The organism is Actinacidiphila rubida (genome assembly GCF_900110255.1).
Classification (GTDB): Bacteria; Actinomycetota; Actinomycetes; order Streptomycetales; family Streptomycetaceae; genus Actinacidiphila; species Actinacidiphila rubida.
The window spans coordinates 30,186-53,791 of record NZ_FODD01000022.1 but is presented as its reverse complement, the minus strand read 5'-3'; the positions used below and the strand labels follow the sequence as shown (position 1 = coordinate 53,791).

Genomic DNA, 23,606 nt, shown 5'->3' with positions numbered 1-23,606 from the left:
GGCCCATGGCTCGTCCCATCGTCGTCGGTGTGGATGGCTCCGCGGAGTGTAGGGCCGCCGCCCGCTGGGCCGCCGAGGAGGCGCTGCGCGGCGGGTTTCCGGTTCATCTGGTCCACGCCTGGGGATGGCACCCCCAGCTTCCCGCACCGCTCGACATAGGGGCGAGGAGCCGGGCGGAACGCACAGTTCGCGACGCCCGAGCCGCTCTGCAATCCGGCTACCCGGAGGTGATGGTCGCCTCGGAAATGCCCATGGCGCCCGCGGACGCGGTGCTGCTGGCAGGCAGCGAGAAGGCCGAGATGCTGGTCCTCGGATCTTGTGGGCACAGTGCCATCGCAGGTTTCCTGCTCGGCTCCATCGGACTGCAGATCCTGGCACGGGCCGGATGCCCTGTGGTGATGGTGCGGGCTGACGCACGCAGTGAGAACGGACAAGCAGAAGGCGACGTGATTGTCGGACTGCAGGACCTGGATCATCCGTCCCAGCCTCTGCTCCGATTCGCCTTCACCCCTGCGGACCGGAGGAAGGCCGCGGTGCGCGCCGTGCACACGTGGAATCTGAGGTCTGATGTCCGGTACGACCCTCAAACCGTTCGTCTCGTGGACGCTGACGGCACGATCGCGGCTCGGGAGGAGAAGGCATTGGCCGACGCTGTCCGCCCTTGGGAGCAAAGGTTTCCGCACCTTCGCGTTCTTCAGGAGACCGCCCGGGGCGCCGCGGGCGGGAAGCTGGCAGCAGCAGCGGCGGGTGCCGCCATGGTCGTCGTCGGCCGCAAAGTGCACCGTCCCGTCCTCGGGATGCGCATCGGCCCCGTGACCCACGACGTACTTCACCACGTCACGGCCCCCGTCGTCGTGGTTCCTCACGACTGACACGGTCACGCGACGCACCACATGCGCCCGGGTACAGGGTTGTCGCAGCATGCAGCGGAGATCAGGCGATCCGGGATGCTTGGGTGGCGCCATCGCAGTGGCGAGGCGAACCTGGGGAGGAGACTAAGGCAGGAGGCACGGTGAGCGGTCTCGTGGTGGTCGGCACGGACGGTTCCGCCGAGAGCTCGGAGGCTGTGGCGGCCGCCGCCCGTGAGGCCGCATGGCGCGATGCGGACCTGCGGGTCGTGCACGCCTTCACGTGGCCGGAGGTGCACTTCCGGCCGGGCGGAACGACGCCGGCCTTCAGCGACACCGAGATCCAGAATGCGGCCGGCACTCTGCTGTCCCAGGCGGCCGAGCACGCTCGGGCTGTTGCCCCGCAAGTGAGCGTCGCTACGCATGTCATCGTGGGCGGCGCGCTGCGGGTCCTGGTCGACCAGTCGCGCGACGCGCAGCTCGTCGTCGTCGGGTCCCGAGGCACCGGAGCCTTCTCCGGGCTGCTGGTGGGCTCGACGGGCGTCGGCCTGGCGGCCCATGCACACTGTCCCGTGCTGGTCGTTCGCGACGGTCCGCGGGCGACGGGCCCGGTACTTGTGGGGGTCGACGGCTCCCCGGCTGCCCGGGACGCGGTCGCGTTCGCTTTCGACGAGGCCGCACTGCGGGGAACAACCCTGCGGGCACTCCACGCCTGGACCCCCTGGAACGTTCCCGTGCCGCAGCCGCCCCAGGATCCGAGAGCCCCGTACGCCTACGAGCCAGGCAGACTTGCCGAGGACGAGGAACGTCTACTCGCCGAGGCGCTCGCGGGCTGTGCCACAAGATATCCGCAGGTACCGGTCGAGCAGTTGTCGATCCGTGCCGCCACGCGTAAGACCCTGGTCGCCGAGAGCCGGGACGCGCAGCTGCTTGTGGTCGGCGCCCGGGGACGTGGCGGCTTCACCGGACTCCTGCTCGGATCGGTCGGCCACGCCGTTGTCCATCACGCCCACTGTCCTGTGGCCGTCGTCCGTCGCGGGGCAGTCGACACATCGACCTGACCAGCCCCTGCCCGCGGGTTCAGGACGCACCGCGCGCGTTGACATCAGCGTCCGCAGCCCCGGCGTCCACGAGTTGTCTGCCGAGCGCCATCAGCGCACGGCCGGCCGCGTACTCGTCGCCGATCTCGGGGACCGGCGGGTCGCCCGGGTTGCGGTGGGCCGTGGTCCGGCTGACGAGTGTGTTGTCGCCGGTGTCGAGGACCGCGTTCACCGCGGTGGTGTCCTCGTCCCTCTCGAAGATGTCGAGTCGCAGAGTCCATGTCCTGGTGTGGCCGGCCGTCGCCCCGGTCTTCTGTTTCATGGAGTGCCTGCCTTTCCGAGGGTCCCGGAGGCCGCGGCGCAAGGCGGCGGTCCACCGCCGGGGATTGGCCCCGATCCCAGTCAAGCCGTAGGTCGCCTGCCTCGGTAGGGCCGACCGACCCCTCTCAACAGACTCGTCGGCCCCCTCACCGGACCCGGGCGAGCCGCTGGCGTTGCTCTACCGGGACCTGAGGACGTCCACGTGGGGAATCGCGGATCCGGAATCGCCCGATCGCGGGCGTTTCGACAATCGGGCCCGCCAACGCGCCCGTCTGCCGTATTCAGTTGGGACATGGACCACACCGCCTCACCGTCCGCACGCAGGAGCCGTGCGCGCACGGCCGTGCTCGCCGTTCCGGCCGTCCTCGTGCTGACGCTCGCCGCGTTCGTCCTTCAGCGGCCGCTCACGGCGTCCGGCGCGCGGCAGCACGATGCGACAGGGGTGGCCGATGCGACGGGGACACGCGGCGCGACGGGGGCCCACGCCTGGCTCGGCACGTTCAACGGCGTCGCGTTCCTCACCCTGGCCGCGCTGCCGTTGGCCGCACTCGTGGTGTGGGCGCTGGCCCGTTCGCGAAGCGGCATCGGTACCACGCTGGCCTGGCAGCGGTCCCTGGCCGAGGTCGGCATGGTCTATGGGACGGTGCCGTGGGTGTGGATGACGATGCTGCCCGGCGGCGAGGCCGGCGCCGCCCCGCGCCGGGTGAACCTGGTGCCGCTGCGGGACCTCATCTCAATCATCGCGGCCGGCCCCGGAACGGCCACCGTCCAGATCGTCGGCAACCTGCTGGTCTTCGCGGCGCTCGGCTTCTTCGCCCCACTGCGCTTCGCACATCTCGCGTCGCTGCCGCGCATTCTGGCACTCGGGGCGGCCTGCTCGACGCTCGTCGAGACCGCGCAGTACGTCCTGAGCCTGGACCGGGTGTCCTCCGTCGACGACGTCCTCGTCAACGCGACCGGCGCCGGTCTGGCCGCCCTGGCCTCCCGCCGATGGTGGCACCCGACAGCCTCGAAGCCGTTGGACACCTCAGCATGTCCGGACCGTCGCCGTCACCGCACGAACGAGCGGACCTGAAAGATATTCTCGGCCGATGGACAAGATCGCCGTAACGCTGACGGCCGACGCCACGCCCTGGGCGCCCGCGCTCGTACTGCGCCCCTGGCGCCCCGGGGACGCAGTCCACCTGGTGGCGCTGTATCAGGATGAGGCGATGCGCCACTGGCTGAGTTCAGCGGTGGAGGACGAGGCCGGTGGGGCGCGGTGGGTCGAGCAGCACCAACTGGGATGGGAGACGGGGGAGCACTTCGCGTTCGCCGTAGTCGAGACCGAAACGGGCAACGGTGATGGGGAGGGCCGACTGGCCGGACACGTGGTGCTCAAAGGCCTCCGGCCCGGTGCCACGTTCGCCGAGGTCGGCTACTGGACGGCGGCGTACTCGCGCGGCCGGGGAGTCGCGTCACGAGCACTCCACGCATTGACCGACTGGGCGTTCACCACCTTCTCCGATCGCGGTCTGACGCGCCTCGAACTCCTCCACCAGCTGGACAACGTGGGCTCATGCCGCGTCGCAGAAAGATGCGGCTACGCCCTGACCTCGACCCTGCCCGCGGCACCCCCCGACTATCCCCTCGACGCCCACGTCCACACACGAACGCTGGCCCCCTGAGTGACGTTGCCGGGCGTGCGGACCCCAGGACTCCCGGCGGGAGCGGCGTGGGCGGACCTGACCTGCCGGCCCGTCGACGCCGGTCCCGCCGTTCAAGGCCTTCGAACATCAGCAGTCCGCAGACGAACGTGCCGGCTCCGCCGATCGCCAGCCCCCGCGGGGGGATGCCGTTCTGCCAGGCGTTCCCGACCTCGATCAGCACGGCCATGAGCAGAGCCCTGCCCACATCGGCCGTGACGCCGGCGGCGAGGTCGGACAGCAACTCGCGGAACTTCGGGCGGATGACCACCCAGTCGACGGAGCCGTCCGGCCGGACCACCTTCCGCTTCTTGAACGCCGAGGTGTCGTTCTCCCGGTCGTCGTGCTGTCCGATGCCGGGCACTGTCTGCGGACGTGCTGGGTTTGGCCCAGCCGGGATCCCTTGCTATGGGTGGGATGCGGGTGGGGATACTGGGCCCCATGCGCATCGATTTCGACCCTGAGCAGATGGATCGCCGCGGGTTCTACAAGCTGCTGACCTCGGTCGTCGTGCCCCGGCCGATCGCGTGGGTGTCCACGACCAGCCGAGACCACTGTTGTGACAACCTCGCCCCGCACAGCTTCTTCTCCGTGTCCTGCGTCAGCCCGCCGATCGTGCAGTTCACGTCCGTGGGGCGCAAGGACTCGGTGCGCAACGTGGAGGAGACCGGGGAGTTCGTCGTGAACTTCGCGCCGGAGCACCTGTTCGAGCAGATCAACGCGACCGCGACGGCGTTCCCGCGCGGGGTGAGCGAGTTCGACGCGGTGGGCATCGCGCGCGAGCCGAGCCTGCGGGTGAAGCCGCCGCGGGTCGCGGCGTCGCCGGTGGCGCTGGAGTGCGAACTGCACAGCACCATGAGGCTGGGCGACTCCACGGTGGTGTTCGGGCGGGTCGTGCATGCGGCGGTGTCCGCTGCCGTCCTCGACGGCGAGCACCCCGACGTGCGTCAGCTGCGGCCGCTCGCGCGGCTCGGCAAGGACGAGTGGGGGACCGTCGGCGAGATCCTGGAGATCAAGCGGATTCCGCTGGAGGAGTGGCCGGAGACTCTTCCGGACTGACCCCGGTCCCGCGGCGGCGATGGGCCACCGCCGCCGCGGCCACCCCGGTCAGGCCGATGAAGCCGACCGCCAGCAGGAAGACTGGCGAGGTGGGGGAGGCGGCCCGGCTGCCGGCCACCACATAGGCGGCCGTGTTGGCCGCGGAGCCCACGGCGGTCGCGGTGAGGAACGGCAGCAGCCGTACGCGGGAGATCGCCGCCGCGTAGTTCGCGGCGGCGAACGGCACGCCCGGGAACAGCCGCAGCGCGAGGGTGCTGCGGAAGCCGTGCAGGCTCAACTGGCGGTCCGCCGACAGCACCAGCCGCCCGCGCAGCAGCGGGCGCAGCGCGTCGCGCCCCAGGAAACGCCCGAGCACGAAGGCCAGTCCCGCGCCCAGGACCGTGCCGGCGATCGCGGCGGGCAGACCCGCGTGGATGCCGTAGAGCGCGCCGGCCGCGGCGTTGAGCAGCGGGCGCGGCACGAACGCCACGGTGGCCACCGCGTAGGCGACGGCGAACACCACGGCGGCCGTGATCCCCGAGGTGCCCAGCGGCCATCCGTGGGTGAGCAGCCGCTGCGGTTCGAGCAGCGCCGCACCCGCGACGGCCGCGGCGAGCAGTGCGAGCAGCACGGCGAACCGCGTCCACGGCGAGCTCAGGACGCGCCGCCAACTGCCGGACGTACGGCGGCGTATGGCGCCCGGGAGCGGCGGCGAAAGGCGAGACGGCACGGGTCGAGCCTAACCGAGCGGACGCCCGTTGCCCCGCCCCGCGCACCCGGGCCGGCGGCCGCGAAGGCCTCACGCGCCGCAGCCCCGGCGGTCGCCCGCGCGGTACGGGCGCCTGCCGGGCGTCACGATCCGGGCCCCTGCCGGACGTCACGATCCGGGTCGCGGTCCCGCGTTGCGATCCGTGTCACACCCCGCGTCGCGATCCCGCGTCACGGCCTGGCGAGACCGTTCCGGTGCCCGACTGTCCGCCAGCCGGCCAGCCGGCCGGCCAGCCCGCGCGCCGCCGGCCCCGCCGCCCCGTCGCCGCCCTGCGTCACCGCTTCCGCCGTCGCTCGTCCGGCAGGACTATTCGGCCGCGACCCCTTCGTGCGCCTTGCGCGTACTCGTGGCGACGACCGCCGACGCGGTCTGCGGGGCGCGGCGGTCCAGAACGCCCGCGGTCACCGCGATCGCCAGGCCGACCACGGCCAGCACGGAACCGACGAGCGCGGGTGACGTCCAGCCCCAGCCGGCGGCGATGGCCGCGCCGCCCAGCCACGCGCCGCCCGCATTGGCGAGGTTGAAGGCGGAGTGGTTGGACGCGGAGGCCAGGGTGGGCGCCCGCCGCGCCTTGTTCATCACCAGCATCTGGAGCGGGGTGGTGGTCAGGAAGCCGACCGCGCCAAGGACGACCACCGCGATCGGCGCCGCGACCTTGGAGCCGGCCGCGTAGTGGAAGCCGACCAGCACCACGGCGAGGGCGGCGAGCGACCCGTAGAGCGTGGGCCGCAGCGCCCGGTCGGTGAGCGGCCCGGCGGCCAGCGCGCCCAGCGTCATGCCGATGCCGAACAGGGCCAGGAGCAGAGTGACCGAGGACTCCGCGAAGCCGGTGACCTCGGTCATCATCGAGGCCAGGTAGCTGTAGACGGCGAACACCCCGGCGAAGCCGAAGACCGCGGTGAGCAGGCCGAGCAGCACCTGCGGCTCGCGCAGCGCGCGCAGTTCGTGGGTGATGCCCGTGTGCTCCTCGGCGGGCAGGTGCGGCACCAGGGCCGCGAGCGCGCCGAGCGCCAGCAGGCCGATCACGGACACCACCACGAAGGTGGCCCGCCAGCCCAGGTGCTGCCCGAGCAAGGTCGCGGCGGGGACGCCGACGATGTTGGCGACGGTCAGGCCGAGGAACATCGCGGCGACCGCCCGCGCCCTGCGGTCCTCGGCGACCAGGCGGGAGGCGACGACGGCGCCGACGCCGAAGAACGCGCCGTGCGGGAGCCCGGCGAGGAAGCGTCCGGCCAGCAGCGTGGCGTAGCCGGGGGCCAGGGCCGACGCCAGGTTGCCGACGGTGAACAGGCCCATCAGCAGCAGGAGCATCCGCTTGCGGGGGATCCGCGCGCCGAGTGCGGTGAGCAGCGGCGCGCCGACCACGACGCCGAGGGCGTAGGCGGAGACGAGATAGCCGGCGGTCGGCACCGACGTGCCGAGATTGTGCGCGACGTCGGGCAGCAGTCCCATCATCACGAACTCGGTGGTGCCGATGCCGAAGGCGCTGACCGCCAGGGCCAGGATGGCCAAGGGCATGAAGGTTCCTCATCTGTGGGGACGGAGGCGGGAGCGGAGCGCGAGTGCCTAAGTTCACTCGCGGAACAAATTCTCGCACGCCGGTGGTTCCGGCACATCACCACGAGATGACGTCAGGGCGGCGGCTGCACTGCCAACCCCCGGACCGGCCGACGCGGCGCCCTGGCCGGCTCGAACCGGCTCGAAGCGACCTGATCGGCCCGAACAGCCTGAACGGTCCCGGATCAGCGCGAACCGAACAGGTGGCCGGGGATAAACCGTTGGACGGCCGGCGCGTCCGGACGCCATGATCGCCTCATGTTCCGGATCGCCTTCCTCGCAGACGCCGCCGCAGCCGCGGCCGCGCAGAAGGCTGCCCGGAACGCCCGGAACGCCTTCTTCGACGGCGCGCGACGCTGACCCTCCCCGGACAGACGACCGGCGGACCCCGCAGGGGGAGGGTCGGTCCCGCCAGGGGTCCCGGCCATCGCGCCACTCCCGTTTCCCGAGGAAGAGCCTTCCCATGCCCAAGCAGGCGTACGTGCGGACGAAGCCGCACCTGAACATCGGCACCATGGGCCACGTCGACCACGGCAAGACCACCCTGACCGCCGCCATCACCAAGGTCCTGGCCGACCGCGGCACCGGCACCTTCGTGCCGTTCGACCGCATCGACCGGGCGCCGGAGGAGGCGGCCCGAGGGATCACCATCACCATCTCGCACGTCGAGTACGAGACGGAGACCCGGCACTACGCGCACGTGGACATGCCCGGCCACGCCGACTACGTGAAGAACATGATCACCGGCGCGGCGCAGATCGACGGCGCCATCCTGGTCGTCTCGGCGGTCGACGGCATCATGCCGCAGACCGCGGAGCACGTCCTGCTGGCCCGTCAGGTCGGCGTGCGGCACATCGTGGTGGCGATCAACAAGGCCGACGCGGGCGACGACGAGCTCACCGACCTGGTCGAGCTCGAGGTGCGCGAACTGCTGTCCGCGCACGGCTTCGCCGGCGACACGCTGCCGGTGGTGCGGGTGTCGGGGCTGCGTGCCCTGGAGGGGGACCCGCGCTGGGCCGCCTCGGTCGAGGCGCTGCTCGACGCCGTCGACACGCACGTTCCGGTGCCGGAGCGGTACACCGACGCGCCGTTCCTGCTGTCGGTGGAGAACGTGCTCACCATCACCGGGCGCGGCACCGTCGTGACCGGCGCGGTCGAGCGCGGAGTGGTGCGGCCCGGCGACCGCGTCGAGTTGCACGGCGAGGGCGCGGAGCGGGCGGCGAGCGTCGTCACCGGTCTGGAGACCTTCGGCAAGCCGATGGAGTCCGCGCAGGCCGGGGACAACGTGGCGCTGCTGCTGCGCGGCGTGCAGCGCGACCAGGTGCGGCGCGGCGACATCGTGGCCGCGCCCGGGAGCGTGACGCCGCACCGTCGCTTCACCGCGCGCGTCTACGTCGTGCCCGCGGCGGAGGGCGGACGGCACACGCCGGTCGCCACCGGCTACCGGCCGCAGTTCTACATCCGCACGGCCGACGTGGTCGGGGACGTCGACCTCGGTCCCGGCGGCATCGCCCTGCCGGGCGACACGGCGGACATCGCCGTGGAGCTCGGACGGGCCCTGCCCCTGGAGCCGGGGCTCGGCTTCGCGATCCGCGAGGGCGGCCGCACGGTCGGCGCCGGGACGGTGACCGCGCTCGGCTGAGCGCGCCACCGGGGGTCGTGGTCCCGTACCCGGGTACGGGACCACGACCGGCGTTCCCCGGCCGGCCGGAGGCGTGGCCGAGAGGGGCGGCGCCGCGGGGGAGAATGGGGGGATGCACGGAACGGGCAGGGTGGCGGCGGAGGACTGGGCCGAGGCCGTACCGGTGGGCCGGACGGTCGACCTGGGGGAGGCGCGGCTGCTGCCGGACGTGGACCGGCCGCTGGCCTGGCTGCTCACGGTCGACGGCGCGCCGCAGTCCTACGTGGACCTGGCCGACCCCGGAAACCTGGAGTTCGAGTACGTGCGGCGCATCGCGAACGCGATCACGAGCGCCCTTCCCGAGGGGCCGGTGGACGCCGTGCACCTCGGAGGCGGCGGGCTGACCCTGCCACGCTGGCTCGCGCACGAGCGGCCGGGCTCGTGGCAGCAGGTCGTGGAGGCGGACCGGGGGCTCGCCGCGCTGGTCGCCGAGTACCTGCCGCCGGCCGGAGAGGGCACCACCGTGCACACCGCCGACGCCCGTGCCTGGCTCGCGGACGCCCCGGCGGCAAGCGCGGACCTGATCGTCGCCGACGTGTTCGGCGGCTCCCGCGTGCCCGCGCACCTGACGTCCGTGGAGTTCGCGCGGGAGGCGGCCCGGGTGCTGCGCCCCGGCGGCCTCTACGTGGCGAATCTCGCCGACGCCGCCCCGTTCGCCTTCCTGGGCGGCCAACTCGCCACCGTGCGTGAGGCGTTCGGCGGACCGGACGCGTACCTGTGCCTGCTCGCCGAGCCCGGCGTGCTGCGGGGGCGGCGCTACGGCAACGCCGTGCTGGCCGCCTCGCGCCGTCCGCTGCCGCTGCACGCGCTGAGCAGGCTGTGCGCCGCCGACCCGTTCCCGGCGCGGGTGCTCGCCGGCCCGGCGCTGTCGGACCTCGTGGGCAGGCCGGTCGGCGACGCCGACGCGGTGCCTTCGCCGGAACCGCCGGACGGCGCCTTCACTGTGGGCTGAGCGGCACCGCGGGCTGAAGCGGCGCGGCCTGTCCGTGCCCGGCGTCGTCGCCGCCCGAATCCGGCACGGTGTTCGCGCGCTCCAGACGGCGCACGTCCGGCAGCACGAGGACGGCCGCGGTCAGCGCGACGACCAGCACCGCCGAGCCCCACAGGGACTCGGTGCGGCCGAACGCCGCGGCGGCGGGGCCGGCCAGCGCGAGGCCGAGCGGCATGACCGCGATCGAGCCGAGCCAGTCGTACGCGGAGACCCGGGACATCTTGTCCTCCGGGATCTCCTGGTGCAGGGCGAGCATCCAGCCGACGCCGAACACCTCGATGGCCACGCCCGAGGCGAGCATGGTCAGCACGAGTGCCCACAGCGGCAGCGCGAGGGCCAGCGCGACCAGCGGCAGGGCCAGCGGGAAGACCCCGAGGGTGCCGGTGAGGAGGATGCGCCGCGGTCGCCAGCGCATCATCAGCAGCCCGCCGGCGACCGTGCCGGCCCCGCCCGCGGCCAGGGCCAGACCCCAGGGTCCGGCCCCGCCGAGATGGTCGCGGGCGACCAGGGGACCGTAGACGGCCTCGCCCGCGGTCGTCATGGCGTTGACGATCGAGAACTGCACGACGATGCCCCACAGCCAGGACCGCGAGACGAACTCGCGCCAGCCCTCGCGCAGATCCCGCACGATCCCGCCCGTCTCCGCCCGGGCCGCCTCCTCGACCGACATCAGGGCGCGCAGCGCGCCCGCCACCACGAAGCCGACCGCGTCGACGGCCAGCACCCACCCGGGGCCGACGGCCGCGATGAGCGCGCCGCCGAGCGCCGCGCCGCCGATGTTCGCGCCGTTGGTCGCGAGCCGGAACACCGAGAACGCCTTGCCCGCGTGCGCGGGATCGACGGTCGTCATCACCAGGCCCTGCGAGGCGGGGGAGAAGAACGCCTGCGCCGTGCCGCCGGCCGCGGTCAGCGCGGCCATCTGCCACAGCTGCGGGTGACCGGTCAGGACCGTCAGCGCGAACAGGCCCTGCGACAGGGCGTTGAGGCCGTTGGCGGCGACCATGACCCGCTGCCGCGGAATGCGGTCCGCGACCGCTCCGCCGATCAGCAGGAAGACCACCATCGCCAGCGTGCGCGCGGCGGCCACGACGCCGACGTCGGTCGCGCTGCCGCCGTCGTCGATCACCGCGTATGCGGCGGCGATGGTCGCCCCGGAGTTGCCCAGGCCGCTGATGAACGACGCGGAGACGAGGAGCTGGAAGTTGCGGTTCGCCCAGGTGGGCATGCGGCTCAGCGGCCCGCGTGCGGTGTGGCGTGAGGGGGCGCTGGTCATGGGGGCACTGTCGCGGAGCGACCCGCGGGGACGCAAGGCGTTTTCCCCGCGGCCCGGCGTCCCCGCGTCTCCCGCTACCGGCCACTGCGCTTGCCGGCGTCCCGGCTCACCGGCGTCCCCGCCCCCTCGGGTTCCGGCGTGCGCGCGGGCCCTGGCACCCGCGCGCACGCCGCCGGGAGCCGGCCGCGCCTACTTCGTCTTGATCAGGCGGATGCTGCTCTTGATCTTGTCGATCGTCGACTGGGCCAGCGCGTCGGGCACGCCGCGGTCGGCGTACAGCACCCAGACCACGAGCTTCTTGGTCGGGTCGGACTGCGTCGGGTCCAGCCAGGCGACGGTGAAGGCCTCACCGGCAGGGGACGCGCACTTGGTCGGCACCGGGACGTTCGTCGCGGTGGCCCGGGCCTGCCAGCCGGAGATCCCGTGCGCGTTGTGGAAGGCCTTGCTGTCCAGCACCTTGGAGAAGGTGCCCTTGCCGTCGGTCTGGTAGGCCCAGTACGCCCAGGCCGTGGCCTGCACCTCGGCGGCGTTGCGCACGCTGGTCGCCCCGTTGGCGCCCTTGGTGCCCGCCGCCCCGCGGTCGAAGGTGCTGCTGCCCGACGAGCAGAAGTCGTGCTTGTAGTACGCCGGGCCGCTCATGGCCACGGCGGGGTTGCCGGTCTTGTCCGAGAAGCCGATGGTCATGCCCTGGCTGCCGACGTTCCAGTCCGGCGGGACGTCGAACAGCACGTTGCGCTGGTCGCGTTCGACGACCTTCCAACCCGGTATGACCGGCTCGACGTCCACGGGCGCCCCGCGCGGGTTGTCGCCGCCGCCCCCCGCGTCACCGCCGGTGCCGGTCGGCGTCGGCGTGGCAGTGGGCGTCGAGGCGGTGGCCGTGGCCGTCGGCGTCGGGGACTTGTCGTCCTGGGCGCTGTTCTTCTTGTCCCCGCCGGTGAGGTACACCGCGCCCACCACGACCGCGGCGATCACCGCGACGGCGGCCGTCACGGCGATGGCGATCGTGAGGTTGTTGCGGTTCTTCGGCGGCTGCCCCCCGGGCCCGCCCGGAACCGGGGGACCCCACTGCTGCGGCGTGGGGTAGCCGCCGCCCTGCTGCTGGTACCCGGGCTGGGCGTACGGCGAGGGCGCCGGCGTGCCGTAGGGCTGGGTGGGTGCCGCGTACGGCGGCTGCTGGCCGGGCTGCGGCGCCGGAGGCTGTCCCTGCTGCGGGTATCCCGCGGGCTGCGAGGGAGGCGGCGGCACGGGCTGGGCGTACGGGTTCGGCTGCCCGTAGCCGCCGGGCGGTTGCTGAGGGGGTGTCGGTGAGCCCTGCGGGTGCTGCTGTCCCCCGGACTGCTGGTCTCCTGGCCACATGGCTGGAAACACTAGGGGAGCGGGGGCCGCGGTTCCATGCCGGATTCAGCTACTGGCTGGTAACCTCCAGGCATGTCCGAGACGATGCCCTCCGTAGGCGAGATGATGGCGGCCACCGTGCCGATGGCCCGCACCCTCAACCTCCAGTACACGGAGACCACCGCGGAGCGCGCCGTGGTCGTGCTGCCCGACCAGCCGGAGTACCGCAACCACGTGGGCGGTCCGCACGCCGGCGCCATGTTCACGCTGGCCGAGTCGGCCAGCGGTGCCGTCGTCCTCGCCGCGTTCGGCGACCAGCTCGGCCGCGCGGTCCCGCTGCCGGTGCGGTGCGAGCTGGCGTGGACCAAGCTCGCCAAGGGCCCGGTCACCGCCACCGCGGAGCTGGCCCGGCCCGTCGCGGAGGTCCTCGCGGAGCTCGACGCCGGTCAGCGCCCCGAGTTCCCGGTGGAGGTCTCCGTGCGCCGCGAGGACGGTGCCGAGACCTCGCACATGACGATCGTCTGGACGCTGCGCCCCAACGGCTGAGGTCACGGCGGCCGGAGGGATGTGCCGGCCGGACGGGTTTGTCCGGTGCTTCGGTTAGGCTTCGACGGGGTGCGCGAGGGGCGCACACCTGATCGTCGTCGCGGGGAGGGGACCGGCTGTGCACGTCCAGGACTGGCTCGACGGCATCCCGCCGGTCGCCGTCTACCTGATGGTGGGCCTGGTGGTCGGCGTCGAGAGCCTGGGCATTCCGCTGCCCGGTGAGATCGTGCTGATGACCGCGGCTCTGCTGTCCTCGCAGGGCCACGTCAACCCGTGGCTGGTGGGCCTCGCCGCCATCATCGGCGCCGTCGGCGGCGACTCGATCGGCTACTCCATCGGCCATCGCGGCGGACAGCCGCTGCTGGACCGGCTCGGCCGCAGATTCCCCCGGCACTTCTCACCCGCCCAGATCGGCGTGGCCGAACGGTCGTTCCAGCGCTGGGGCATGTGGGCGGTGTTCTTCGGCCGGTTCGTCGCGCTGCTGCGGATCTTCGCCGGCCCGCTGGCCGGCGTCCTGCGCATGCCGTACCACAAGTTCCTGATCGCCAACGCGCTCGGCGGCGTCGTCTGGGCCGGCGGGATCACCGCGATCATCTACTACGTCGGCATCGTCGCCGAGCCGTGGCTGAAGCGCTTCGGCTACGTCGGCCTGGCCATAGCGATCGTCTTCGGCATCGGCACCATGGTGTTCGTGAAGCGGCGCGCGGCCAAGGCGCACGCGGAACTGGAAGCGGCCGCGGCCGCCGAGCAGGAAGTCGTGGCGGCGCCGGCCGGGGAGTGACCTCCCGCGCCGGGCGTGGCACGCGCCGCACGCGCCGTCAGTCCTGCCCCAGCGCCTCACGATGCACCGCGGCCAGCGCCACGTAGTGCTCGGCGTTGAGGGCGACACCGGCCCGCTCCTCGTCGGTGAGCAGACGGCGGACCTTCGCCGGCACCCCGGCCACCAGCGATCCGGGCGGCACCGTCATGCCCTGCGGCACCAGTGCCGCCGCCGCCACCAGGGAGCCGGCTCCGATCGTGGCGCCGTTGAGCACCGTCGCACCCATGCCCACCAGGACGCCGTCCTCGACGACGCACCCGTGCAGCACCGCGTTGTGGCCGACGGACACGCCCGCGCCGACCACCACGGGGAACCCGGGATCGGCGTGCACGGTGCAGTTGTCCTGGATGTTGGAGCCCGGGCCGATGCTGAGGGACTCGCAGTCCCCGCGCAGCACCGCGTGGTACCAGACGCTCGCGCCCGCCGCGAGCGTCACGTCGCCCAGGACCACGGAGGTCGGCGCGGTGAAGGCGGCCGGGTCGATCGCGGGGGTGCGGCTCGCGACGGCCGCGACCAGGGCGCTGCCCGGCGTCGTCCTGGCCGGGATGCGGCCCTGCGCCGCCACGCTGCCCGCCTGCCCGGGAGCCGGTTCCGCCGCCTGGTCCGCCGCGTCCGTCATGGCCACCGTCCTGTCCCGAGGTCTCGTCCTGTCCCGCCCGGCGGGGGTGTGCCGCAGGGCACACCGCGCCCGGCACGGCGATGCGGCCGCCGCGCTCCCGGCACCGTATACGGTGGCCTCGTGCCCGAGAACGAGAACGTGTTCTTTTCCACGCTCGCCCAGGCGGCCGCCTGGCGCCGCCGTGCGACCTCACGCCTCGTGCACGCCGGCTGGCGGCGGCTGCAGAACGCCGGCGCGGTCACCGCGGCGCGCCCCGGCCCGTACCGCTTCGGCGCGATCGGACACGGGACCCGGCTGGCCTTCCCTCAGGGCACGGTCTTCGGCGAGCCCTGGATCCACCTCGGCGACCACTGCATCATCGGCGAGCAGGTCACCCTGACCGCCGGGATGATGCCCGGGCTCGACCTCGGACCCGAACCGATCCTGCGGCTCGGCAACGGTGTGGTGCTCGGTCGAGGCAGCCACGTCGTGGCCTCCGTGCCCGTCGTGTTCGGCGACGACGTCTACTGCGGCCCGTACATCTACGTCACCAGCGACAACCACTCCTACGACGACACCGCCCAGCCCGTCGGCAAGCAGTGGCCGCGCACCGCCCCCGTCGAGATCGGCTCCGGCAGCTGGCTCGGCTCCGGGTGCGTGATCCTGCCCGGCGCCCGGCTCGGCAGGAACGTGGTGGTGGCGGCGGGCGCGGTGGTCCGCGGCGAGGTGCCCGACTTCGCCGTGGTCGCCGGTGCGCCGGCCCGCGTCGTCCGCCGGTGGGAGCCGGAGACCGGCTGGCAGCCGCCGCTGCGCACCCCGGCGCCGATGCCCATTCCCGAGCACGTCACCCCCGAACAGCTCGTCGCGCTCGCCGCGTTGGACGAGCAGTTCGGCGAGCGGCTCGGCGAGGTGCTCGCGGGCGCCGCACCCGCCGCGGACGCGGGCCCCGCACCCGAGCCCGGCCCCGGCATGCTGCCCGCACCGCAGCAGGAGCCTCCCGCCGGCACGCGCGAGGAGGCGCTGGAGGACCGCGGTTGAGCCCGGGCCGTCTTCGCGCCCGCGGACTTTGCTAGGTTCCGGACATGCGCGCACCCATCGGCCACTTCGAGGACGCCCGGCCCGCCACCGAGGCCCGCGAGCTGCTCCCGCCGCCCGTCGCCGCGGCGGTGACCGCCGACATGGTCTTCGTGGACACCGACCCCGACAAGGCCGACACCGCCGACTTCGTCGTCGCCTACGGCCAGGAACTGCTGGAGCAGTCCGCGAACTGCGTGGTGGTCGCCGGCAAGCGCGGCCAGGACGTCACGCTCGCCGCCTGCCTGGTCCTCTCCACGACGCGGGTCGACGTCAACAATGCCGTGCGCCGTCACCTCGGCGCCCGCAAGGCCTCGTTCGCCTCGATGGACACCGCGGTGGGGGAGACCGGCATGGCGTACGGCGGCATCACCCCCGTCGGGCTGCCCGCCGCGTGGCCGCTGCTCGTCGACACCGCCGTGGCGGCCGCGCCCTACCTGGTCATCGGCAGCGGCCGCCGCCGCGGCAAGCTCATCGTGCCCGGCAAGGCGCTCGCCGAACTGCCCGGCGCCGTGGTCCTCGACGGCCTCGGCACGTGACGGCGGCTCCTCAGCCGAGCAGGGGTATCTCGATGGCCGGGCAGCGGTCCATCACCATGTCCAGGCCGGCGGACCGCGTCCGCGCGTAGGCGGCCTCGTCCTCGACGCCGAGCTGGAACCAGACGGCCTTCGCGCCGATCGCCACGGCCTCGTCCGCGACAGCGCCGGCCAGGTCGGAGTTGACGAAGACGTCCACCACGTCGACGGGGAACGGGATGTCGGCGAGCGAGGCGTAGCCCTGCTCGCCGTGCACCGTCTCGGCCTTGGGGTGCACCGGCACGACGCGCTTCCCGTAGCGCTGGAGCACGGCCGCGACTCCGTACGCGGCCCGGCGCGTGTTCCCGCTCAGCCCCACCACCGCCCAGGTGTCGCCGGTCTCCGTCAGGATCCTGCGCACCACGTCCTGCTCATGGCCGGCGCCGTGCACGCCCTCGTGCTCCGTGCCGCCCGCGCCGTCCCCACTGCTGCTCACGTCCGCCACGCCGTCCTCCAGCCGTGTACCGCGGCCCGCACGGGCCGCGCCGTCGTCCTTGCTCACTGCTCCTGCCTGCGAAAACGCCGCCCGGTGGCCGGCCATTCCCCGGGCGTTAGGCTGAACGGATGGTCGACCGGTATCTGACGGTGGCGCGCGCGGGCGTCCACGAGAGCGAGATCAAGCGCTCGCGTTTCCTGTGCGCGGTGGCACCCGCCGCGGGCGAGGAGGAGGCCCAGGAGTTCGTGCGCGCCGTCCGCAAGGAGCACGCGACGGCCAGCCACAACTGCTTCGCCTACGTCATCGGGCCGGACGGCCGACTGCACCGCGCGAGCGACGACGGCGAGCCCGGCGGCACCGCGGGCACGCCCATGCTCCAGGTGCTGCTCGGGCGCGAGGTCCGGGACACGGTCGCCGTCGTCACCCGCTACTACGGGGGTGTCCAGCTCGGCGCGGGCGGCCTCGCCCGGGCGTACGGGGGCGCGGTGTCCGCGGCGCTCGACGAGGTCGGCACCATCGAGCGGCGCCGCCTCGCGCTGGTCACCGTGACCGCGGACCACCAGCGGGCGGGGCGCCTGGAGAACGACCTGCGGGCGGCGGGCCACACCGTCCGCGACGTCGCGTACGGCGCGGAGGTCACCCTGCGGCTGGGCGTTCCCGAGAGCGAGGTGCCCGCGTTCCGCTCGTGGCTCGCGGACAGCACGTCCGGGACGGCCGGGTGCGTCGTCGAGGGCACCGCCTACGTCGACGTCCGGCCGTCCGGTTCCTGAGCCCGCCCCTCCCGCCGTGAGGCCGCGACGCCGCGCGCCGTCACCGGTGACGCGGCCGGGCCGGGCGCTCACCCCGCCGCGCGTGCGCCTGCCTTCCGCGGCAGGAGAGCAAGCAACTGGTCGGTGTGGCCGGGGAGTTCGACACCGGCGAGGCCGGTGAGGAGGTCGCGCAGCGACATCGGCCGGTCGAGTATCAGGGCGCCGTGGGAGAGGAGCAACGTCGGTACCTGGGTGTCCAGTTCGGCCTCGGCGAGCGGGCGGCTGAGCGAGCACAGGGCGTCGGCCTGGTGACCGAGGCGCTCGCGGAGTCCCGGGCCGCCACCGGCCCGTTCGATCGTCCGGCCGAGGTTCCACTCGTCGAGCGCCCGTCGGTTGTCGTAGCCGGCGTTGCCCCCCGAGGCGACCGTCGAGACGGTCTCGAGCGTGATCGCGGTGAGGACGGCGACGTGCGCCAGGATGCGGTCGGCGTCCCATTCGCCGTCCGGTGGGACGGGAGCGGGCCCTCCGGCCGCGGCCACCGCCCTGGCGGCCTCCAGCAGCGTCCGGTACGCGCCCGCGAGCGGTGCGGTGTCCATCATCGGCTTCCTTTCGTGCGGAGTGCCCGGGGTTCGCGGGTCCCGGCTCACGAGTGCGCGGACGACATCTCCCACGGTGCCTGCGGCAGCACCTCGCCCGTCTCCAGCAGGGACTTGAGGTTGGCCAGCACCGCGGGCCAGCCCTGCGAGATGCCGTGGAACATGTCCACGTTGGGCAGCTTCTCGTGGGTGACGGTGAGCCGGACGATGTCCTGGTACGGCTCGACGAGGAACGTGACGACCGACGGCTCCCGCTGGAGCTCGGCCTCCGGCCGGTCCTCGAAGGTGAGGGACAGGCGGGTGGGGGGCTCGGCGGCGAGCACCGTGCCGATGCCGTCGACGACGCCCGAGTCGTCGGCCCGGTGGTGCTCCCAGCGTGAGCCGGGCTGCCAGTCGGAGAGGTTGCGGTGCCCCCAGAAGCGGGCCGTGAGGTCGGCGTCCGTCAGGGCCTGCCACACCTGTTCGGGGCTCGCGCGGATGTAGGTGACGTAGACGTAGTCCGGCACTGACGTGGTCGCATCGGTCATGGCGTACTCCTCCGCCTGGTTCTTGATGGCACTGAGCAGGTGCAGGCGGGGCTGGTCGAACCCCGCGATCCAGCGTTCGCCGATCTCCTGGACCGGGACCGGGTTGAGGTAGTGGAGCCGTTCGCGCCCGCGCCGTACGACGGTCACCAGGTTGGCGCCGGCGAGGACGTCGAGGTGCTGGGTGGCCGACTGGCGGGCCATGCCGAGCCGGTCGCACAGCTCCCGCAGGGTCTGCCCGTTGTGCTCGCGCAGCCGGTCCAGCAGCAACCGCCGGGTGGGGTCGGCCAGCGCCTTGAACACCGCGTCCATCTCCCGCGCTTCGAGGCTCACGGTTCAATTATGCAGGCGTTTACCTGCCTATTGTCAAACGCCGTGCTCCAGCGGCGCGGCGGCCACTCCCGGGTGACTCTCCCGGGTCCCCGCACGGCTGGGCCCCACGGGGCGCTAGTCTCTGGGGATCATGCGCTTCCTGCACACCTCGGACTGGCACCTCGGGCGGTCCTTCCACCGGGTGAGCCTGCTCGACGCGCAGCGCGCCTTCCTCGACCACCTCGTCGCCACCGTCCGCGCCACGGCGGTCGACGCGGTCCTCGTGGCCGGGGACGTCTACGACCGGGCCGTGCCCCCGCTCGCCGCGGTCGAGCTGTTCGACGACGCCCTGCACCGGCTCGCCGACCTCGGCGTCCCCACGGTGATGATCTCCGGCAACCACGACTCGGCGCGGCGGCTCGGCGTCGGCGCCGGCCTCATCGACCGGGCCGGCATCCACCTGCGCACCGACCCGGCGACCTGCCACCGGCCCGTCGTGCTGTCCGACGCGCACGGCGACGTCGCCCTCTATGGCCTCCCCTACCTCGAACCGGTGCTGGTCCGCGAGGAGTTCGGCGCCGAGCGCGCCGACCACACCGCGGTGCTCGGCGCCGCCATGGACCGGGTGCGGGCCGACCTGGCCGCCCGGCCCCCGGGGACCCGGAGTGTCGTGATGGCGCACGCCTTCGTCACCGGCGGGGCCGCCTGCGACAGTGAGCGGGACATCACCGCGGGCGGTGTGGCCGCCGTGCCCGCCGAACTCTTCGACGGCGTCGACTACGTCGCCCTCGGCCACCTGCACGGGTGCCAGACGGTCGACGACCGCGTCCGCTACTCCGGCTCGCCGCTGGCGTACTCCTTCTCCGAGGAGCACCACCGCAAGAGCATGTGGCTGGTCACCCTGGACGCCGACGGGGCCGTCGAGGCCGAACGCGTCGACACGCCCGTGCCGCGCCCGCTGGCCCGGTTGCGCGGCCGGATCGCCGACCTGCTGGCCGACCCCGCGCTGGAGCGGCACACGGACTCCTGGGTCGAGGCGACACTCACCGATCCCGCCCGCCCCCACGAACCGATGGCGGCACTGGCCGCCCGGTTCCCCCACGTGATCAGCCTCGCGTTCGAGCCCGAGCGCACCGACGAGGACCGGCTCGCCTCCTACGCGGAACGGCTGCGGGGCCGCACCGACCGGCAGATCGCCGAGGACTTCGTCGCCCATGTGCGCGGCGAAGGGCCCGACGCGGACGAGAGCGCCCTGCTGCAGGACGCGTTCGACGCGGTCGGCGCCGACGCGGCACGGAAGGAGGCCCGCTGATGCGGTTGCACCGCCTGGAGATCAGCGCCTTCGGCCCGTTCGCCGGGACCCAGAACGTCGACTTCGACGAGCTGTCCGCGGCGGGCCTGTTCCTGCTGCACGGCCCCACCGGCGCCGGCAAGACCTCCGTGCTCGACGCCGTGTGCTTCGCCCTCTACGGCCAGGTTCCGGGCGCCCGTCCGGCCAACCGGCTGCGCAGCGACCACGCCGCTCCGGGCACGCCCACCGAGGTGGTGCTCGAACTCACCGTGAGCGGGCGGCGGCTGGAGATCACCCGCCGCCCCGAGCAACCGCGCGCCAAGAAGCGCGGTAGCGGCACCACCATGGACAAGCCCGTCACGCTGCTGCGCGAGCTGGACGGCGGTCAGTGGCGGGGGCTCTCCACCTCGCACCAGGAGACCGGCGAGGAGATCAAGCAGCTGCTCGGCATGAGCTGCGAGCAGTTCTGCCAGGTGGTGCTGCTGCCCCAGGGCGAGTTCGCGACGTTCCTGCGCGCCGGCGCCGCCGAGCGCGGCGCGCTGCTCGGACGCCTCTTCGACACCCGCCGCTTCACCTCCGTCGAGTCGTGGCTGCGAGACCGCCGGCAGGAGACCGGCCAGCAACTCACCCGCAGTGACGAGGAGTTGCGCCAGCTCGGTGCCGCCCTGCGCCAAGCGGCCGGGCACGGCGCGGACGGCGGCACCACGGACGACGGCACCACGGACGACGGCACCTTCGACACCCCGGCGGCCCTGCTGGAGTGGGCCGCCCGACTGCGCTGCGACGCGCGCGAGCGGGTGACGATCGCGGCGTCCGCGGCGGCCCACGCCGAGGCCGCGCACGCCCTGGCCGCCGCGGCCCACACCGAGGCCCGCGACCTGCATGCCCTCCAGCGCCGCCACCGGGAAGCGGCCGACCGCGCGGCCGTCCTGGCCGGACAGCGCCCGGCCCGCGACCACGCCCGGGCCGCCCTGGCCCGCGCCCACCGTGCCGCCACGGTCGAACCCGCGCTGGCCCTCCGTGACAAGGCCGCCACCCAGCAGCGCGAGGCCGCCGCCCTCGAAGCCGACGTACTCGCCGAACTGGCCTCCTCCGTCGACCCGTTGGCCCCCGCCCTGCCCGCGGCCCGAACCGCGCCCGACCCGGACGCCGGCCGGGCGGCCCGCGCCGCCTCCGCGCTGCCGCACGCCCGCACGTCGCTCCGGGTGGGCGAGGAACCGGCCGCGCACGCCGCACCGCACCGCGGGGCGGAGGCGCTGTCCGGGCCGGCGCAGGACCGGGCCCGGAGCGGCGGGGCAGTGCAGGATCCGTCCGCGGGTGCACCCTCCGGCACGCGCCCTGCGGCGCGGGGCGCGGACACGCCTGCCGGGAAGTCCCGCACCGAGCGCCCGGCCTTCCGCGGCGACGGGCGGGACGTCGCCTCGGGCCGTCCCGATGGCGCGTCGCAGGAGGGCGCGAACGGTGCGGCCGCGTCCGGCCGCGGCGAAGCGGACGGCGCGCGGGACCGGTTCGCGGACCCCGAGACGTACGGCGGGCAGGCGCGCGAACTGCGCGGCGTCGTGGGGGAGTTGGGCGCGGCCGTCGAGGGGGAGGCGCGCCTGGCCGAGATCGCCGGGCGGCGGGACCGCCTGGAGCGCGAGGAGGCCGCGGACGACGACCTCGTCCGCGAGGCCCGCGAGTGGCTCGACCAATGGCCGCCGCGCAGGGCCGCGCTGCAGACCCGGGTCGACGCCGCCATGGAGGGCGCGGCCCGCGCCGCCACGCTGGCCGCCGAGGTGGAGGCCGCCAAGCGGCGCGTCGACGCCGCCGCCGAACGCGACCGTCACACCCGCCAGATGGCCGCCGCGGACGAGGACGCGCGCGACGCCCGCGACCGCGCCGCCACCTCGCGCGAGAGGTGGCAGGACCTGAGGGAGGCCCGCATCAGCGGCATCGCCGCCGAGCTGGCGGCCGGCCTGGTCGACGGCGCGCCCTGCCGGGTGTGCGGCGCGGAGCACCACCCCGACCCCGCGCAGCCCGCCGCCCAGCAGGTCAGCCGGGCCGACGAGGACGCGGCGTACGCGGACTTCCAGGCGGACAGCGCCCGTTACGACCAGGCGCGCGACGCCGCCGGGCGGTTGGCGGCCGCCCGCGAGGCGGCCGCGACCGCGGCCGGCGACCTGCCGCTCCCCGAACTCGTCGCCGTGCACAAGGAGTCCGCGGCTGACCACGCCGCTGCGGGTGCGCTGGCCGCTGACGCCCCGGTGGCCCGGGCCGCGCTCGCCCGGGCCGAGGCCGAGCACGACGAGCGGGCCGCACGGCAGCAGGAAGCCGTGAGCCGCAGCGCCGCCCGCACCTCCCGGCGGGAGGAACTCGACGAGCAGCACGAGCGGTTGAGCCGCCATCTCGCCGAGGCCCGCGCCGGGTACCCCACGGTGGCCGCCCGCCGTGCCGCGCTGTCCGACCGCGTCTCCCTGCTGGAACGTGCCGAGCGGGCGGTCAGGGAACGCGGCGACGCGGAAGCCCGGCTCGCCGAGGCCGGCACGTCGCTGGCCGAGGCCGCCGCCCGCGCGGGATTCGCGACGCCCGGCGAGGCGGCCGCGGCGCTGCTGCCGCCGCCCCGGCTCTGGGACGCGGAGCGGCAGACCGAGGCATGGGCGAAGGAAGAGGCCGCGCTCGACGCCGAACTCGCCGCGCCCGAGCCCGCGGCGGCCGCCGCCCGCCCCCCGGCCGACCCAGGCGCCGCCCAGGCCGCCCTGGACGCGGCGAACCGCCGGCTGCAGCACGCGGCGGCGGTCTCGTCCGCCGCGCGGAGCCGCTGCGCCGAACTGGACCGGCTGAGCACGGCGGCGGCGTCCCGCATCCGCGAACTGGCCCCGGCCCGCGCCGCGTTCGAGCGCGTCCGGCGGCTGGCCGAGCTGGCCGCCGGCACCTCGGCGGACAACCGCTACCGGATGGGCCTGGAGACGTACGTGCTGGCCGCCCGCCTCGAACAGGTCGCCGCGGCGGCCGGGGTGCGGCTCCAGCGCATGTCCGCGGGCCGCTACACCCTCGCGCACTCCGACGCCCGCGGCGGCGGCCGTGCCCGCTCCGGCCTCGGCCTGGTCGTCGTGGACGCGTGGACCGGCACCGAGCGCGACACCTCGACCCTCTCCGGCGGCGAGACGTTCTTCGCCTCGCTGGCCCTCGCGCTCGGCCTGGCCGACGTGGTGACGGACGAGTCCGGCGGCACCCGGCTGGACACCCTCTTCATCGACGAGGGCTTCGGCAGCCTCGACGACCAGACCCTCGACGAGGTGCTGGACGTCCTGGACGGGCTGCGCGAACGCGACCGCGCCGTCGGTATCGTCAGCCACGTCGCCGACCTGCGGCACCGCGTCCCCGTCCAACTCCGCGTCGACAAGGGCCGGGACGGCTCGACGATCCGGCTGCGCACCACGCCCCGCGAGCGCGCCGCACGCTGAGCGGCCAGGGGCCTGCGGCCTGCGCGTGGAGTGTGGCGCGGGCTGAGCGGTGAGCACTCGTGCCGTGCGCTGAGCGGCCTGAACCCGTGGGTGCCGTGCGCCGA

At 74.1% G+C, this 23,606-nt stretch carries 23 protein-coding genes; 14 read left to right on the top strand and 9 right to left on the bottom strand.

The genetic code is table 11. From position 1 onward, the window contains the following. Window positions 1-5 precede the first annotated feature (5 nt). Window positions 6-872, top strand: a complete 867-nt coding sequence (locus BMW99_RS22090) for a universal stress protein (protein ID WP_069466400.1) — start codon at window positions 6-8, stop codon at window positions 870-872. 140 nt (window positions 873-1,012) lie between these two features. Beyond that, window positions 1,013-1,909 (top strand): universal stress protein, encoded by an 897-nt coding sequence (locus BMW99_RS22085; RefSeq protein WP_069466393.1) that lies wholly within the window; start codon window positions 1,013-1,015, stop codon window positions 1,907-1,909. A gap of 19 nt (window positions 1,910-1,928) precedes the next feature. Here BMW99_RS22085 and BMW99_RS22080 read toward each other — a convergent pair whose 3' ends face one another. Beyond that, entirely contained in the window at window positions 1,929-2,210 is a 282-nt protein-coding gene (locus BMW99_RS22080; RefSeq protein ID WP_069466392.1) for a dsRBD fold-containing protein, read from the bottom strand. Window positions 2,211-2,501: 291 nt separating this feature from the next. Here BMW99_RS22080 and BMW99_RS22075 point away from each other — a divergent pair, with 291 nt between their 5' ends. The 3 genes from BMW99_RS22075 (at window position 2,502) to BMW99_RS22065 (ending at window position 4,953) form a co-directional block, all read left to right on the top strand. After that, entirely contained in the window at window positions 2,502-3,284 is a 783-nt protein-coding gene (locus tag BMW99_RS22075) for a VanZ family protein (protein WP_079138890.1), read from the top strand. A 16-nt stretch (window positions 3,285-3,300) separates the two neighbouring features. Then, window positions 3,301-3,876 carry a GNAT family N-acetyltransferase gene (locus BMW99_RS22070; RefSeq protein WP_069466391.1) on the top strand — a complete coding sequence of 192 codons (576 nt, stop codon included), beginning with the start codon at window positions 3,301-3,303 and terminating at the stop codon, window positions 3,874-3,876. A 459-nt stretch (window positions 3,877-4,335) separates the two neighbouring features. After that, the gene (locus BMW99_RS22065; RefSeq protein WP_069466390.1) at window positions 4,336-4,953 is read left to right on the top strand and encodes a flavin reductase family protein; all 618 of its coding nucleotides are present in this window, start codon (window positions 4,336-4,338) and stop codon (window positions 4,951-4,953) included. Here BMW99_RS22065 and BMW99_RS22060 read toward each other — a convergent pair. After that, window positions 4,907-5,626 carry a TVP38/TMEM64 family protein gene (locus tag BMW99_RS22060; protein ID WP_069466398.1) on the bottom strand — a complete coding sequence of 240 codons (720 nt, stop codon included), beginning with the start codon at window positions 5,624-5,626 and terminating at the stop codon, window positions 4,907-4,909. The genes BMW99_RS22065 and BMW99_RS22060 overlap by 47 nt on opposite strands. 381 nt (window positions 5,627-6,007) lie before the next feature. After that, window positions 6,008-7,219: an MFS transporter gene (locus BMW99_RS22055; RefSeq protein WP_069466389.1), complete on the bottom strand. Its 1,212-nt coding sequence runs from the start codon at window positions 7,217-7,219 to the stop codon at window positions 6,008-6,010. 502 nt (window positions 7,220-7,721) lie between these two features. Here BMW99_RS22055 and tuf point away from each other — a divergent pair. Beyond that, window positions 7,722-8,900, top strand: coding sequence for an elongation factor Tu (tuf, locus tag BMW99_RS22050; RefSeq protein ID WP_069466388.1), 1,179 nt, complete (start codon window positions 7,722-7,724; stop codon window positions 8,898-8,900). Window positions 8,901-9,012: 112 nt separating this feature from the next. After that, window positions 9,013-9,891 carry a spermidine synthase gene (locus tag BMW99_RS41380; protein WP_075017403.1) on the top strand — a complete coding sequence of 293 codons (879 nt, stop codon included), beginning with the start codon at window positions 9,013-9,015 and terminating at the stop codon, window positions 9,889-9,891. On the opposite strand, the gene BMW99_RS22040 is transcribed toward BMW99_RS41380, so the two are convergent. Both BMW99_RS22040 and BMW99_RS40790 read right to left on the bottom strand, forming a co-directional pair. Next, window positions 9,878-11,203 carry an MFS transporter gene (locus tag BMW99_RS22040; RefSeq protein WP_075017402.1) on the bottom strand — a complete coding sequence of 442 codons (1,326 nt, stop codon included), beginning with the start codon at window positions 11,201-11,203 and terminating at the stop codon, window positions 9,878-9,880. The genes BMW99_RS41380 and BMW99_RS22040 overlap by 14 nt on opposite strands. Before the next feature lie 189 nt (window positions 11,204-11,392). Continuing rightward, a complete protein-coding gene (locus BMW99_RS40790) occupies window positions 11,393-12,559 on the bottom strand; it encodes a hypothetical protein (protein ID WP_069467144.1) in 1,167 nt (388 codons plus the stop codon). 72 nt (window positions 12,560-12,631) lie between these two features. Here BMW99_RS40790 and BMW99_RS22030 point away from each other — a divergent pair, with 72 nt between their 5' ends. Both BMW99_RS22030 and BMW99_RS22025 read left to right on the top strand, forming a co-directional pair. Beyond that, a complete protein-coding gene (locus BMW99_RS22030) occupies window positions 12,632-13,084 on the top strand; it encodes a DUF4442 domain-containing protein (protein WP_075017401.1) in 453 nt (150 codons plus the stop codon). A 118-nt stretch (window positions 13,085-13,202) separates the two neighbouring features. Continuing rightward, window positions 13,203-13,865 carry a DedA family protein gene (locus BMW99_RS22025; RefSeq protein WP_069467025.1) on the top strand — a complete coding sequence of 221 codons (663 nt, stop codon included), beginning with the start codon at window positions 13,203-13,205 and terminating at the stop codon, window positions 13,863-13,865. Window positions 13,866-13,902: 37 nt separating this feature from the next. Here BMW99_RS22025 and BMW99_RS22020 read toward each other — a convergent pair whose 3' ends face one another. Beyond that, window positions 13,903-14,523, bottom strand: coding sequence for a gamma carbonic anhydrase family protein (locus BMW99_RS22020; RefSeq protein ID WP_079139016.1), 621 nt, complete (start codon window positions 14,521-14,523; stop codon window positions 13,903-13,905). A 120-nt stretch (window positions 14,524-14,643) separates the two neighbouring features. Here BMW99_RS22020 and BMW99_RS22015 point away from each other — a divergent pair, with 120 nt between their 5' ends. Together BMW99_RS22015 and BMW99_RS22010 are read left to right on the top strand one after the other, a co-directional pair. Further along, on the top strand, window positions 14,644-15,540 hold the full coding sequence (locus tag BMW99_RS22015) for an acyltransferase (RefSeq protein ID WP_079139015.1): 897 nt from the start codon (window positions 14,644-14,646) through the stop codon (window positions 15,538-15,540). A gap of 44 nt (window positions 15,541-15,584) precedes the next feature. Then, the gene (locus BMW99_RS22010; protein WP_069467024.1) at window positions 15,585-16,115 is read left to right on the top strand and encodes a YbaK/EbsC family protein; all 531 of its coding nucleotides are present in this window, start codon (window positions 15,585-15,587) and stop codon (window positions 16,113-16,115) included. A gap of 10 nt (window positions 16,116-16,125) precedes the next feature. On the opposite strand, the gene BMW99_RS22005 is transcribed toward BMW99_RS22010, so the two are convergent. Next, on the bottom strand, window positions 16,126-16,542 hold the full coding sequence (locus BMW99_RS22005; RefSeq protein ID WP_069467026.1) for a CoA-binding protein: 417 nt from the start codon (window positions 16,540-16,542) through the stop codon (window positions 16,126-16,128). 173 nt (window positions 16,543-16,715) lie between these two features. Here BMW99_RS22005 and BMW99_RS22000 point away from each other — a divergent pair, with 173 nt between their 5' ends. Further along, window positions 16,716-17,357, top strand: a complete 642-nt coding sequence (locus BMW99_RS22000; protein ID WP_069467023.1) for a YigZ family protein — start codon at window positions 16,716-16,718, stop codon at window positions 17,355-17,357. 68 nt (window positions 17,358-17,425) lie between these two features. Here BMW99_RS22000 and BMW99_RS21995 read toward each other — a convergent pair whose 3' ends face one another. After that, window positions 17,426-17,935, bottom strand: coding sequence for a hypothetical protein (locus BMW99_RS21995; protein WP_069467022.1), 510 nt, complete (start codon window positions 17,933-17,935; stop codon window positions 17,426-17,428). A gap of 44 nt (window positions 17,936-17,979) precedes the next feature. Then, complete coding sequence (locus BMW99_RS21990) at window positions 17,980-18,768, bottom strand: ArsR/SmtB family transcription factor (protein WP_069467021.1); 789 nt, start codon at window positions 18,766-18,768, stop codon at window positions 17,980-17,982. A gap of 151 nt (window positions 18,769-18,919) precedes the next feature. Between BMW99_RS21990 and BMW99_RS21985 the strand changes: the two genes are divergently transcribed. After that, window positions 18,920-20,080 carry an exonuclease SbcCD subunit D gene (locus BMW99_RS21985; protein WP_075017400.1) on the top strand — a complete coding sequence of 387 codons (1,161 nt, stop codon included), beginning with the start codon at window positions 18,920-18,922 and terminating at the stop codon, window positions 20,078-20,080. Beyond that, window positions 20,080-23,502 carry an AAA family ATPase gene (locus BMW99_RS42700; RefSeq protein ID WP_075017399.1) on the top strand — a complete coding sequence of 1,141 codons (3,423 nt, stop codon included), beginning with the start codon at window positions 20,080-20,082 and terminating at the stop codon, window positions 23,500-23,502. Before BMW99_RS21985 ends, BMW99_RS42700 begins: the two co-directional genes overlap by 1 nt. The last annotated feature ends 104 nt before the right edge of the window (window positions 23,503-23,606 follow it).